Source organism: Allobosea sp. OK403 (assembly GCF_900113835.1).
In the GTDB taxonomy this organism is placed as follows: domain Bacteria; phylum Pseudomonadota; class Alphaproteobacteria; order Rhizobiales; family Beijerinckiaceae; genus Allobosea.
This window is the reverse complement of record NZ_FOQV01000001.1, coordinates 1,114,280-1,127,080: the sequence shown is the minus strand read 5'-3', so window position 1 is coordinate 1,127,080 and position 12,801 is coordinate 1,114,280. Positions and strand designations below refer to the sequence as shown.

13 protein-coding genes are annotated in these 12,801 nt (G+C 65.6%); 9 read left to right on the top strand and 4 right to left on the bottom strand.

Going from position 1 to position 12,801, the window contains the following annotated elements:
• Positions 1–48 precede the first annotated feature (48 nt).
• Positions 49–1,185: a tRNA guanosine(34) transglycosylase Tgt gene (gene tgt, locus BMZ97_RS04925; protein WP_092166040.1), complete on the top strand. Its 1,137-nt coding sequence runs from the start codon at positions 49–51 to the stop codon at positions 1,183–1,185.
• Complete coding sequence (locus BMZ97_RS04920; RefSeq protein ID WP_244546231.1) at positions 1,182–1,967, top strand: hypothetical protein; 786 nt, start codon at positions 1,182–1,184, stop codon at positions 1,965–1,967. Before tgt ends, BMZ97_RS04920 begins: the two co-directional genes overlap by 4 nt.
• Here the strand turns inward: BMZ97_RS04920 and BMZ97_RS04915 are convergent.
• Positions 1,890–2,849, bottom strand: coding sequence for a DMT family transporter (locus BMZ97_RS04915; protein WP_175525427.1), 960 nt, complete (start codon positions 2,847–2,849; stop codon positions 1,890–1,892). The genes BMZ97_RS04920 and BMZ97_RS04915 overlap by 78 nt on opposite strands.
• 228 nt (positions 2,850–3,077) lie before the next feature.
• Here BMZ97_RS04915 and BMZ97_RS04910 point away from each other — a divergent pair, with 228 nt between their 5' ends.
• Positions 3,078–3,776 carry a hypothetical protein gene (locus BMZ97_RS04910; RefSeq protein ID WP_092166036.1) on the top strand — a complete coding sequence of 233 codons (699 nt, stop codon included), beginning with the start codon at positions 3,078–3,080 and terminating at the stop codon, positions 3,774–3,776.
• 83 nt (positions 3,777–3,859) lie between these two features.
• Here the strand turns inward: BMZ97_RS04910 and eno are convergent, their stop codons facing one another.
• Positions 3,860–5,143 (bottom strand): phosphopyruvate hydratase, encoded by a 1,284-nt coding sequence (eno, locus tag BMZ97_RS04905; protein WP_092166023.1) that lies wholly within the window; start codon positions 5,141–5,143, stop codon positions 3,860–3,862.
• Between the two features lie 129 nt (positions 5,144–5,272).
• Between eno and queF the strand changes: the two genes are divergently transcribed.
• On the top strand, positions 5,273–5,728 hold the full coding sequence (gene queF / locus BMZ97_RS04900; RefSeq protein ID WP_092166021.1) for a preQ(1) synthase: 456 nt from the start codon (positions 5,273–5,275) through the stop codon (positions 5,726–5,728).
• On the opposite strand, the gene BMZ97_RS04895 is transcribed toward queF, so the two are convergent.
• Both BMZ97_RS04895 and kdsA read right to left on the bottom strand, forming a co-directional pair.
• Complete coding sequence (locus BMZ97_RS04895) at positions 5,729–6,931, bottom strand: MFS transporter (protein ID WP_092166019.1); 1,203 nt, start codon at positions 6,929–6,931, stop codon at positions 5,729–5,731.
• The gene (gene kdsA, locus BMZ97_RS04890; protein ID WP_092166016.1) at positions 6,924–7,793 is read right to left on the bottom strand and encodes a 3-deoxy-8-phosphooctulonate synthase; all 870 of its coding nucleotides are present in this window, start codon (positions 7,791–7,793) and stop codon (positions 6,924–6,926) included. Before kdsA ends, BMZ97_RS04895 begins: the two co-directional genes overlap by 8 nt.
• Before the next feature lie 544 nt (positions 7,794–8,337).
• Between kdsA and clpS the strand changes: the two genes are divergently transcribed.
• The 5 genes from clpS to BMZ97_RS04865 all read left to right on the top strand — a co-directional run bounded on the left by clpS (position 8,338) and on the right by BMZ97_RS04865 (position 12,791).
• Entirely contained in the window at positions 8,338–8,679 is a 342-nt protein-coding gene (gene clpS / locus BMZ97_RS04885; RefSeq protein ID WP_069693843.1) for an ATP-dependent Clp protease adapter ClpS, read from the top strand.
• A gap of 61 nt (positions 8,680–8,740) precedes the next feature.
• Positions 8,741–11,269 carry an ATP-dependent Clp protease ATP-binding subunit ClpA gene (gene clpA, locus BMZ97_RS04880; RefSeq protein WP_092166014.1) on the top strand — a complete coding sequence of 843 codons (2,529 nt, stop codon included), beginning with the start codon at positions 8,741–8,743 and terminating at the stop codon, positions 11,267–11,269.
• A gap of 4 nt (positions 11,270–11,273) precedes the next feature.
• Positions 11,274–11,546 carry a hypothetical protein gene (locus tag BMZ97_RS04875; protein WP_092166012.1) on the top strand — a complete coding sequence of 91 codons (273 nt, stop codon included), beginning with the start codon at positions 11,274–11,276 and terminating at the stop codon, positions 11,544–11,546.
• Between the two features lie 166 nt (positions 11,547–11,712).
• A complete protein-coding gene (locus BMZ97_RS04870; RefSeq protein ID WP_092166010.1) occupies positions 11,713–12,438 on the top strand; it encodes an AzlC family ABC transporter permease in 726 nt (241 codons plus the stop codon).
• Positions 12,435–12,791, top strand: coding sequence for an AzlD domain-containing protein (locus tag BMZ97_RS04865; protein WP_092166008.1), 357 nt, complete (start codon positions 12,435–12,437; stop codon positions 12,789–12,791). Before BMZ97_RS04870 ends, BMZ97_RS04865 begins: the two co-directional genes overlap by 4 nt.
• Positions 12,792–12,801: the final 10 nt, after the last annotated feature.

Here is a 12,801-nt window from a genome sequence, read left to right as displayed (position 1 = left end):
CGGTAGTACCGCTTTTGTCTCGCCTCGGTCCGCGCTAAGTCGCTGGCCATGACAACCGATTTCAGCTTCCATCTCGCCGCCCGCGACGGCGCGGCCCGCACCGGCGAGATCCGCATGCCGCGCGGCGTCATTCGGACGCCTGCCTTCATGCCGGTCGGCACTGCCGCGACCGTCAAGGGCATGTATCCCGAACAGGTCAAGGCGCTCGGCGCCGATGTCGTGCTCGGGAACACCTATCATCTGATGCTGCGGCCGGGCGCGGAGCGCGTCGCGAAACTCGGCGGCCTGCACAAGTTCATGAACTGGCCGCATCCGATCCTGACCGATTCCGGCGGCTTCCAGGTGATGTCACTCTCCCAGCTGCGCAAGCTGACGGAGGAGGGCGTCACCTTCCAGTCGCATATCGACGGTTCGAAGCATGTGCTCACTCCCGAGCGCTCGGTCGAGATCCAGAACCTGCTCGGCTCCGACATTGTGATGCAGCTCGATGAATGCGTCTCGCTGCCTTGCGAGGACAAGGTGGCGGAAAAAGCGATGCGTCTATCGCTGCGCTGGGCGGAGCGCTGCAAGGCAGCCTTCGGCAATCCGGCAGGGCGGGCGCTCTTCGGCATCGTCCAGGGCGGGGCCGTGCCGGCGCTCAGGATCGAGAGTGCGCGCGAACTCGTTGCCATGGATCTCAAGGGCTACGCCATCGGCGGGTTGGCCGTCGGCGAGCCGCAGGACGTCATGCTGGCGATGATCGAGACGGTCGAGCCGCATCTTCCGACGGAGAAGCCGCGCTATCTGATGGGCGTCGGCACGCCCGACGATCTCGTCGAGGCGGTCTCGCGCGGCATCGACATGTTCGACTGCGTGATGCCGACGCGCGCCGGCCGCCATGGCCAGATCTTCACGCGCTTTGGCCGGATGAATCTGAAGAACGCCAAGCATGCCGAGGATCCGCGGCCGATCGACCCGCAATCGTCCTGCCAAGCTGCGAACGGCTATGCACGCGCCTATCTGCACCACCTCGTCAAGTCCGAGGAGATGCTCGGCAAGATGCTGCTGACCTGGGTCAATCTCGCTTATTATCAGGAGTTGATGGCGGGCTTGCGCGCCGCGATCGCTGAGGGGCGGCTCCAGGATTTCATCGCCGAGACCAAGGAAGGCTGGGCGCGAGGAGAAACCGTCGGCGAGCCGGCGTGATCGATCCCTGGTTTTTCCTGCTATTCGCCAAGATGGCGGTCGCGGCGTCGGTCGTCGTCGGCTGTTCGCTGCTGGCTGAGCGCTCCGGGCCGATGGTCGCGGCGATGATCGCGACGCTGCCGATCTCGGCGGGACCGGTCTATGTCTTCCTCGCGCTGGAGCACGAGCCCGCTTTCCTGGCGGCCGGTGCGCTTGGCAGCATGTCCGCCAATCTCGCCAATACCGGGTTGTCGCTGGCCTATGTCCTGCTGGCTCAGCGCTTCGGCACGTTGCTCAGCCTTGGTGCGGCGCTGGCGGCCTGGTTGGTCGCTGCGATGACGCTGCGGGCACTCGAACCGTCCTTCATCGTACTGATCTGCGCCACGGTCGCCGGCTTCGGCGCGCTGCACCGGCTGTTCCGGCCCTATCTCGCGGCGCGGCCGAAGGCGGTGTCGGCCCGGCCCTGGTATGCGATCCCGCTGCGCGCAGGCGCTGTCGCCATGCTGGCGGGCACCGTAACTACTGTCAGCAGCCATGTCGGCCCGGCCTGGTCGGGCGTGCTCGCGGCGTTTCCAGTCGTGCTGTCGAGCATGATCGGGATGCTTCAGCCGCGCATCGGCGGGCCGGCCATGGCTGCCGTCATCGCCAACAGCGCACTCGGGCTGATTGGCTTCGGGCTGGCGATCGGCAGCGTCCATCTCAGCGCCGTGGCGCTCGGTTCCGGCCTATCGCTGGGGCTGGGGCTCGCCATCTGCATAGTCTGGAATCTCGGCCTGATGCAGCTCAAGCGCGGCCGGGGCTGAGCGCCGCCAGGAGGCGATGAGCAAGCCGCCGATGATCAGCCCGATGCCGACAATCTGGAGGCCGCTCGGGATCTCGCCGAGGACGGGGATGCCCAAAAGCGTGCCGATGACGGGGATCATCGGCGGGAAACGGCCAACCACGGCCGGGCCCAGCACGCGCGCGGCCCAGCTCCATATCCACAGGCCCAGGATCACGTTGAGCAGGCCCTGATTGATGGCGTGCAGCACGATGACCCACCAGGGTGCGACATCGAAGCCGCGAAAATAGAACAGCGCGTAAAAGGGCAGGTAGGCCATCGACAGCACCGAGACGATCGCGGTCGCCTTCAGCGCATCGACGCGCCAGAGCTGGATCAGCAAGGGGTAGCATCCCCAGATCAGCCCGACGCCGAGAAAGCAGAGATCGCCGAGAAGGATCGTGGGATTGGTGTGCGTGCTGCCCGCTATGGCAAGGCAGGCGAGCCCGAAGAGCACCGCGCCGATGCCGAGGACGAGCTGCCGTGTCAGCACCGTGGCGAACAGAATGACGCCGCCGACGATGCCGATCACCGTCACCAGTCCCGGGCCGATCGTCGCGCCATGGGCCGCCGGCGCATAGGTCAGTCCGGTCAGCAGCAGATAGCTCATCGGCAGCCCGCTCATGATCGCGAGCGTTGCGCCCCGGCCCCAGCCGACCCCTCCGCAAGTGGAGAGGCCTCCGGAAAGGAAGGTCGGCAGCAGGATGAGCCCGGCCGTGCCGAAGCGCAGCGCCAGCAAGTCATGCGGGCTGAGCCCGTTGAGGATGGCCTGCCGGCTGACGACGAAGTTCGCGCCGAAGATCACCATGGCCACGACCATGCCGCCGAAGGCGAGCCGCCAGCGCAGGCGGTCTCGCGCCAGCATGGACTCCGAAAGCGGTGCGACCTTGTGCATGCCCCCTTGTTATCGCTTCGGTCGTCTCTCCCGTTAGAGGGTGGGATGCATGGGAGCTGTGCGATTTTTCGCAGCGCAGCAGAGACTTTGCGGCGCAGCAGAAACAAACCGAGGTAATCGATCGCAATTGCACCTTGCTTCGGCCTTTCTCGCGCCGGCTGCAGGCGGCTCTCTGGGCAGGTTCATGGAGAACCGAATATGACCCTTTCCTCCGCATTCGCCGGTTCGAAGCGCTTTCTCGGCCATGTCGGCAACCAGGCCGCGGTCTCGATCGTGGCGTCTGCGGTCGCAGCGGCTTTTCTCGCTTTGCCCGAGGCGGTCACGACTGCGCCTGGCCTGATCGCGGCGAAGGCCGAATCTCAGGGCTGGATCTCTCCCGTTGCGCCGGACGGCAAGATCAGGGAGCGTCATCACGATGCGGGGGGCGGCGAGGCGCTGGCGCAATCGCTGAGCGGGCGCGGCCTGATCGTGCCGGCTGCTTCGGCGATGCCGATGGCCGTGGCCTGGGCGCAGCCCGAGATCGGATTGCCGCCGGCGCCTCAGCCCGGCCCGGTCGTGACTGCGGAGGTTCATGCGCGCACGGCTCAGGTGCAGCCTCCGGCCCGCAAGACCGCGCCGGTTGGCGAGAAGACCGCGCTGGCGGGTGAGCGCTCGCATCAGGTCGCGGAAGCAGCGCCTCGGCTGATCTTGCCGGCTGTCCAGGTGGTCGAGGCCGCTTCGGTGTCGGACGGGTTTGAACCTGCGGCTGTGGAGCGGCCGGCGTCGACGATCCTCGGCCGGGCCGTGCCCGAGCCGGTCGCGCGTGTCGGCGACGTGGTGTCGAGCGCGGTTGGAACAGTTGGCGCGGCGGGTTTCTGGACGCTGTCGCGGGCGTCCAGCCTGTTGCCGCGCCTTTAGTGTGTCTGACTAGAGCAATTTCCGATCCGATTGGATCGTCAAATTGCTCTAGGTCTTTGTTTTAACGCGTTTTCTTCAGCGCCTCAGGCGAGGGCCTTCAGCGCGCTACGCCCGGCATAGACCGCCTGGGCGCCCAGCTCTTCCTCGATACGCAGAAGCTGGTTGTATTTCGCCGTCCGGTCGGAGCGGGCGAGCGAGCCTGTCTTGATCTGCCCGCAATTGGTCGCGACCGAGAGATCGGCGATGGTCGAATCCTCGGTCTCGCCCGAGCGATGCGACATCACAGCGGTATAGCCGGCGCGCTGCGCCATCTCGACGGCAGCCAGCGTCTCGGTCAGCGTGCCGATCTGGTTGACCTTGACCAGGATCGAGTTTGCCGTCTTCGCCTTGATGCCGCGCGACAGGCGCGTGACGTTGGTGACGAAGAGGTCGTCGCCGACGAGCTGGCACTTCGAGCCGATCGCGTCGGTCAGCGCCTTCCAACCCTCCCAGTCGTCCTCGGCCATGCCGTCCTCGATCGAGACGATCGGATAATTGCCGACGAGCTTGGCAAGGTATTTGGCCTGCGTCTTGGGATCGCGGGTTTTGCGTTCGCCTTCATAGACATAGGAGCCGTCCTTGAAGAACTCAGTCGCGGCGCAGTCGAGCGCCAGCGCGATGTCCTCGCCGGGCTTGTAGCCGGCCTTCTCGACCGCCTGCATGACGAAATCGAGCGCGGCTTCCGCCGATTTCAGGTTCGGCGCGAAGCCGCCCTCATCGCCGACATTGGTGTTGTGGCCGGCGTCGTGCAGCGCCTTCTTCAGTGTGTGGAAGATCTCCGAGCCCATGCGCAGTGCCTCCGCGAAGGAGGGCGCGCCGATCGGCATGACCATGAATTCCTGGAAGTCGATTGGATTATCGGCATGGGCGCCGCCATTGACGATGTTCATCATCGGCACCGGCAGGACACGCGCCTGCGTGCCGCCGACATAGCGGTAGAGCGCCAGGCCCGAGGCTTCGGCTGCGGCCTTGGCGACGGCGAGCGATACGCCCAGGATGGCGTTGGCGCCGAGCTTCGACTTATTGGGGGTGCCGTCGAGCTCGATCATCGCCGCATCGATGGCGACCTGATCCTCGGCGTCCATGGCGACGAGCTGTTCGGCGATTGCGACATTGACGGCCTCGACCGCCTTGAGCACGCCCTTGCCGAGATAGCGGCTCTTGTCGCCGTCGCGCAGCTCGACAGCCTCATGCGCGCCGGTCGAGGCGCCGGAGGGCACGGCGGCGCGGCCCATCGAGCCGTCTTCGAGCACGACATCGACCTCGACGGTCGGGTTGCCGCGGCTGTCGAGGATTTGGCGGCCGATGATATCGATGATCGCGGTCATGGGAGGCTCCGGAGAACTGCAGGACAGGAGTGATGGCGCGCTTCTAGCCAACGCAGCGCCGAACGGAAAGGGGCGGGTGGCGTTTGCGGCTCCGAGGTCATAAAAGGCCGCCTTCAAGGAGCATTCGCGATGACCCTCGACGCCTCGACCCTGCAACTCGGCCAGCACAGCGCCTTGCCCGCCTCGCCGGAGGAGGCGCGCCTCGACCGCGTGCCAAATCCCCATGCCGGCACGAATTATCTCGCCCGCTTCACCTGCCCGGAATTCACCTCGATCTGCCCGGTCACCGGCCAGCCCGATTTCGGCATCCTGGTGATCGACTATCTGCCGGGCGACTGGCTGGTCGAATCCAAGTCGCTGAAGCTTTATCTCGGCGCTTTCCGCAACCATGGCGCCTTCCACGAGGACTGCACCGTCAATATCGGCAAGACGCTGGTCGAACTGTTGCAGCCGGTCTGGTTCCGCATTGGCGGCTACTGGTATCCGCGCGGTGGCATCCCGATCGACGTGTTCTGGCAAACAGGGGAGCCGCCCAAGGGCCTCTGGTTGCCCGATCAGGGCGTCGCGCCCTATCGCGGTCGCTGATCAGGTTCGGCTGCCGGCCAGCGGCAGAATGCGCGGCGTGAGCTGCCCCAGCGTGGCGATCGCGATGGCGAAGATCACGATCGCGGCGCTGGTGCCGATGAGGTGCATCAGCACGCCCATCACCACCGGCCCCATCGCCTGCCCAAGAAAGAAGCAGCAGGCGAACAGGGCGACCGCCGATCCGCGCACGCTCGGCGCCAGCTCCGTCGCCTGCGCCTGGAAGGTGCCATGCAGCAGGAAAAAGCCGAAACCCTGGAAGCTGAACAGGATGATTGCGCTCCACCAGGGCCAGTCGAAGGCAAACAGCGCGAGCGCACAGGCGCAGATGGCGCCGCCGACGCGCGTCATCAGAGAGGGGCCGAGGCGCTCGACCAGGATCCGGGTCAGAAGCCCATAAACCAGGCAGCCGAAGCCCATGCCGGCGATGGCGAGGCCAGCTTGTGCCGGGCCGACGCCCGAGCGCTCGGCCAGGATCGCGGCGACATAGGACGGGATGCCGAAGAGCAGGGTGCCTTCGGTGATGACGAGGCCGTAGAGCAGCTTGGTCTTGGGGTTTGAGAACACCGTCTTGTAGTTCGCGATCGCGCCCGAGAGGCTCAAGGGCTGGCGCGCGACATTGCGGCGCGGCTTCAGCACGAAGGCGACGAGAAGAGCTGCCAGGACAGCGATGGCCGCCGCCGACAGGAAGGCCGCGCGCCAGCCGGCATGGGTCGCGATCAGGCCGGAGCAGGCAGAGCCCGACATCTGCCCCACGATCATCAGCACGAGGAAGCGTCCGAGCGCGACCTGGCGCTCCTGCATCGGGGCGCGATCGCCGATCGCCGCCATGGCGATGGGAATGACGCCGCCCGAGGCGATGCCGGTCAGCGCGCGCAGCACGGTCATGGTTTCGTAGGACCAGGAGAAGGCTGCGGTGGTCGAGAGCGTAGCCAGGACGATCAGGCAGATCAGGATGGTGCGGACTTTGCCGATCGAATCGGCGATCGGACCGAGGAAAGGCTGGCCCAGCGCATAGGACAGCGAGAACGCCGTCACCATCGCCACGATCTGCGGCACGGTCTGTGCGAATTCGTTCGCCAGCGTCGGAATCAGCGGGTCGACGATCCGCATCGTGAAGGTCGATGCGAAGCCGCAGGCTCCGAGAACGAGGAGGAGTGGGCGTAGCGAGGCAGGGGGTGGCGCGGCGGCAGAGCTTTCAGACATAAGCCAGCGTAGGCAAGGCTCGTGCCTTGGCAAGCCGGTCAAAGCCTTGCAGCTCTGCAATCAGCGCAGGGAAGTCGGCCAGCGGCACCATGTTGGGGCCGTCCGAGGGGGCCTTGTCCGGATCGGGGTGGGTCTCGATGAAGACGCCGGCGACCCCGACGGCGACGGCGGCCCGGGCCAGCACCGGCACGAATTCGCGCTGCCCGCCGGAAGAGGAGCCCTTGCCGCCCGGCTGCTGCACCGAATGGGTGGCGTCGAAGATCACCGGCGCGCCGATCTCGGCCATGATCGGAAGGCTGCGCATGTCGGAGACCAGCGTATTGTAGCCGAAGGAGGCGCCGCGCTCGGTCAGCATGACATTGGGATTGCCGTTCTCGGTGATCTTGGCGGCGACATTGACCATGTCCCAGGGCGCCAGGAACTGGCCCTTCTTGACGTTGACGACGCGGCCGGTCTTGGCCGCCGCGACCAGGAGATCGGTCTGGCGGCAGAGAAAGGCCGGGATCTGCAGCACGTCGACGATCTCGGCGACGGCGGCGCATTGGCTCGCTTCATGCACGTCGGTCAGGACGGGCATGCCGGTGCGCTCGCGGATCTCGGCGAAGACGGGCAGGGCGGCCTCGAGACCCATGCCGCGCTGGCCCCGGGCGCTGGTGCGGTTGGCCTTGTCGAAAGAGGTCTTGAAGACGATGCCGATGTCCAGACGTTCCGAGATTTCCTTCAGGGCGAAGGCCATCTCGAGCGCATGCTCGCGGCTTTCCATCTGGCAGGGACCGGCGATCAGCGAAAGCGGCAGGCTGTTGCCGAAACGGACCGGCCGGGCGAGGTCGGAGCCGATGCTGACGATGGCGTTGGCGGTCATGGGCGAGGTTCCTGGGCAAGGTTCCTGGGCGAGGATGCCCGCCGGGCTTAGAGGCTGTTATGAACCACGAGGACGATTTGACGCTGGCGATTTTGTGCGAATGCCAGGAGTTCGAGGACGCAAACCTTCCGGTTTGCTACGAAGAACGACACAGCAGTCGCGCAAAAGCGCCGCGCCCTATGGGTGAGGTGAAAACGTCGGAGCTGCAGCGTCGCATCGCTTGCCGATACCGGTGGTATCGCCTGCGCAATGCTCCTCCCATCTCCGCCGTTTTGACCTCATCAAATCATCCTCGTGGTTCATAACAGCCTCTAGGTCCGGGGCATGGGCGGGTCAAGCGAGAGCTGCCGTGCACTGCAATCTTGGGAGGCATCACGTCAAACGGACTGGCGAAGCAGCCGCGAGGTCTGTAAATTCGCGGACGAAGCATTATGTCGGGTGGGAACGCCGGGAAACGATCTTGAGAACAGCAGCGACGATGACGGGTGAGGCAAAGGGCGGCGCGGATCCGTGCGCCGTGATTGCGCCACGTTCGTCCGCCGAGATGGTCGAGCGCCCCAAGCGCCCCAACGCGCCGTCAGATGGCGGCCGGGACGGGACAGGGACCGCGGTCCTGACGCGGACGCGGACGCGCAAACCCAATCTCTACCGGGTGCTGCTGCTGAACGATGACTACACGCCGATGGAGTTCGTCGTTCACGTTCTCGAACGCTTCTTCAACAAGGACCGCGCCGAGGCGACGCTGATCATGATGCATGTGCATCAGAACGGCGTCGGCGAATGCGGTGTCTTCACATACGAGGTCGCCGAGACCAAGGTGACACTCGTCATGGATCTTGCACGCAAGCACATGCACCCGCTGCAATGCGTGATGGAGAAGAAGTAGCCTTGCGTTTGGACGATCTGGATTCGGTCTCACCTCTGACATCGGAATAGGAGCGCTATCCGTGCCGAGTTTCTCGCGCAGTCTCGAACAGGCGCTTCACCGGGCTCTTGCCCTCGCCAATGAACGCCACCACGAATACGCCACGCTGGAACATCTGCTGCTCGCTTTGGTCGACGACCAGGACGCTGCGGCGGTCATGCGCGCCTGCAGCGTCGATCTCGACACGCTGCGGCGCAATCTCGTCGATTACATCGACGCGGAGCTGACCAACCTCGTCACCGACGGGCGCGATGATTCCAAGCCGACAGCGGGTTTCCAGCGCGTGATCCAGCGCGCCGTGATCCACGTCCAATCCTCGGGCCGCGAGGAGGTGACCGGTGCAAACGTGCTCGTCGCCATGTTCGCCGAACGCGAGAGCCATGCCGCCTATTTCCTGCAGGAGCAGGACATGACCCGCTACGACGCGGTCAACTACATCAGCCATGGCATCGCCAAGCGCCCCGGCGCGAGCGAGGCCAAGCCCGTGCGCGGCGCTGAGGAGGAGCCTGAGCAGCAGCGCGATTCTCGCGCCGCCGACCAGGGCAACGACGCCGACAAGGACAAGAAGAAGAAGGAAAGTGCGCTCGACGCCTATTGCGTCAACCTCAACCGCAAGGCGCGCGATGGCCGCATCGATCCGCTGATCGGGCGCGAGGCCGAGGTCCAGCGTACCATCCAGATCCTTTGCCGCCGGCAGAAGAACAACCCGCTGCTGGTCGGCGAGCCCGGCGTCGGCAAGACCGCCATCGCTGAGGGCCTGGCGCTCAAGATCATCCGCGGCGAGGTGCCGGAGGTCCTGGAGGACGCGACAGTGTTCTCGCTGGACATGGGCACGCTGTTGGCCGGTACGCGCTATCGCGGCGATTTCGAGGAACGCCTCAAGCAGGTGATGAAGGAAATCGAGGCCCACCCCAAGGCGATCATGTTCATCGACGAGATCCATACGGTGATCGGCGCGGGCGCGACCTCGGGCGGCGCGATGGATGCCTCCAATTTGCTGAAGCCGGCTTTGGCCTCTGGCGGGCTGCGCTGCATTGGCTCGACCACCTACAAGGAATATCGCCAGTATTTCGAGAAGGACCGGGCGCTGGTGCGCCGCTTCCAGAAGATCGACGTCAACGAGCCGTCGATCCCCGATGCGATCGAGATCCTGAAGGGGCTGAAGCCCTATTTCGAAGAGTTCCACAAGCTGCGCTACACGGCCGACGCCATCAAGGCGGCGGTCGAGCTCTCGGCCCGCTACATCCATGACCGCAAGCTGCCGGACAAGGCGATCGACGTCATCGACGAGACCGGCGCCTCGCAGATGCTGGTGCCCGAGAACAAGCGCAAGAAGGTCATCGGCGTAAAGGAGGTCGAGGCCGCCATCGCGACCATGGCGCGTATCCCGGCCAAGACCGTCTCCAAGGACGACGCCGAGGTGCTGCGCAATCTCGAGAGCACGCTGAAGCGCACGGTTTACGGCCAGGAAAAGGCGATCGAGGCCCTGTCCTCGTCGATCAAGTTGGCGCGCGCCGGCCTGCGCGACGGCGAGAAGCCGATCGGCTGCTATCTCTTCGCCGGCCCCACCGGTGTCGGCAAGACCGAGGTCGCGCGTCAGCTCGCCTTGTCGCTGGGCGTCGAACTCGTGCGCTTCGACATGTCGGAATATATGGAGCGCCACACCGTTTCGCGGTTGATTGGCGCGCCTCCCGGCTATGTCGGCTTCGACCAGGGCGGGCTGCTGACCGACAAGATCGACCAGCATCCGCATTCGGTGCTGCTGCTCGACGAGATCGAAAAAGCCCATCCCGACCTGTTCAACATCCTGTTGCAGGTCATGGATCATGGCAAACTGACCGACAATAACGGCAAGCAGGTCGATTTCAGGAACGTCATCCTGATCATGACGACCAATGCCGGCGCCGCCGACATGGCCCGCAACGCCTATGGCTTCACCCGCCAGAAGCGCGAGGGCGACGACACCGAGGCGATCAACAAGCTGTTCGCGCCGGAGTTCCGCAACCGGCTCGATTCCGTCGTCTCCTTCAGCCATCTGCCGAAGACGGTCGTGGCCCGCGTCGTCGACAAGTTCGTGCTTCAGCTCGAGGCCCAGCTTGCCGATCGCAACGTCACGATCGAACTGAGCGACGAGGCGCGCGAATGGCTGGTCGAGAACGGCTATGACGAGGCGATGGGCGCCCGCCCGATGGCCCGGCTGATCCAGCAGACCATCAAGACGCCGCTCGCTGACGAAGTCCTGTTCGGACGTCTGAAGCATGGCGGCGCGGTCAAGGTCGTGGTCGTCCAGTCCGAGACTGGCATCAAGGTGCTGGGGCTCGAATTCCCGGAAGGGCCGGTGAAGCCGAAGCCCGAAAAGGACGTCGCCGCAGCAGGAGAAAAGCGCGAGCGCAAGCCGCGCGCCAAGGCGGCTAGCGAGCCTGTGGTCTCGACATCACCGAAGAGACCTGCCAAAGGCGGCTCCGCTGGCAAGCCCGGCGGCGCTCCCGAGGCGCCGAAGACGCAGCGTCTTGTCAGGACCGTACCGAAAGTTCCTCTGACCAAGGCCTGAGACCGTGTGGTTCAAGCGAAAACCCGCCCCCCTTCTGGCGCAGGCGCCGGAAACCGCGCCGGAGCCTCCGGCGCGCAAGCAGAAGCTCGGATGGTTCGAGAAGCGCGAGCAGCGCCGCCGGCGGCGCAAGCTGTTCGAGGAGATCCTGGGCTGGATTCTCGTGCCGGCCTTCGTCTACCTGATCTATCTCGGCGTAAAGGCCGTTGGCGGCGTGCCCAAGGAATTGATCGATTTCGGCAACGAGCTCATCGGCATCATCATGAAGGGCGGCCGCTGAGGTCCCGCCTCCAGACTGCCGGTCTGTTGCAACTGACGCAGGGCTGACCGCGCGACGTCGGATATCGGTTTGCTGGATCGTGCGGGTTAGAACGCTTGCAGCGCCCGTATGAAAACGGGGGCTGTATGGTCCTCGGCGGCTATCGGGCAAGCGTGCACATCCCTTCATGAGCGTATCGGCCGATTGGAGCTGGCAGCGTGTGGCGCTGGCCGGCATGCGCGATGCGCTCTCCCTGCCGGCTTGGGTGGTCGGCTTCGGGCTCGTCGGAATCGGTTCATTGGCGCGGGATGTCGGCTATCCCGTCGAGGTGGCGGTGCTGTCGACCATGCTGGTCTGGGCCGGGCCGTCACAGGTGATCTTCTTCGCCTCGATCGCCGCCGGCGCGGCCTGGAGCGCGATTGCAATCGCGATCGGTTTCGCCTCGTTGCGCTTCCTGCCGATGACCGTCGCGATCCTGCCCCTGCTGCGCCGGCCCGGGCAAAGCGTCTGGCTCCAGCTTGCCCTGTCGCATTATGTCGCCGTGACGGCCTGGACGGAGGGCCTGCGGCGCTTGCCTGCCGTGCCGCCGCCGCAGCGCGTCGCCTATTTCCTCGGCTTCGCCAACACCTGCATGGCCGTCAGCGCGATCGGCACTTTCTCGGGCTATTATCTCGTCAACGCCTTGCCGATTCCGTTTGCAGCGGGGCTGCTCTGCCTGACGCCGATCTTCTTCCTGGTTTCCTTGGCGGCCGGCATCCGGCATCGCGGCGACATCGCGGCCATGGTGCTCGGCCTTGCGCTCGCGCCGATCTGCGACCGTTTCATCGGCGGCGGCTTCGATCTGATCGTCGCCGGAGTGATCGCCGGCAGCATCGCCTTCCTGATCGGCCGCAGGCGCGGGAGGGCCGCATGACGCCGCCGATTCCCGGCCTGGACGGCGCCTACTGGCCCTATCTCGCCTTGCTGCTCTTTGCCGTGCTGCCGACCGAGATCTGGCGCTGGCTTGCGGTTGCCTTCGCGCGGCGCATCCCGCCCGATTCTCCGGCGCTTGAATGGGTGAGGGCGGTCGCGACCGCGCTCCTGGCCGGCGTCGTCGCCAAGCTGATGATCGTGCCGCCCGGCGCCCTGGCGGCGGCGCCCCTGGGCTTGCGGGTCGGTGCGCTCACTGTCGCGCTGGCGATCATGCTCTTCGACCGGCGCAGGGTGATGCTCGCCGTGCTTGCGGGTGAGGCGACGCTGATCGCCGGCGCGTGGCTGCTGATCTAGAGCATTTCCG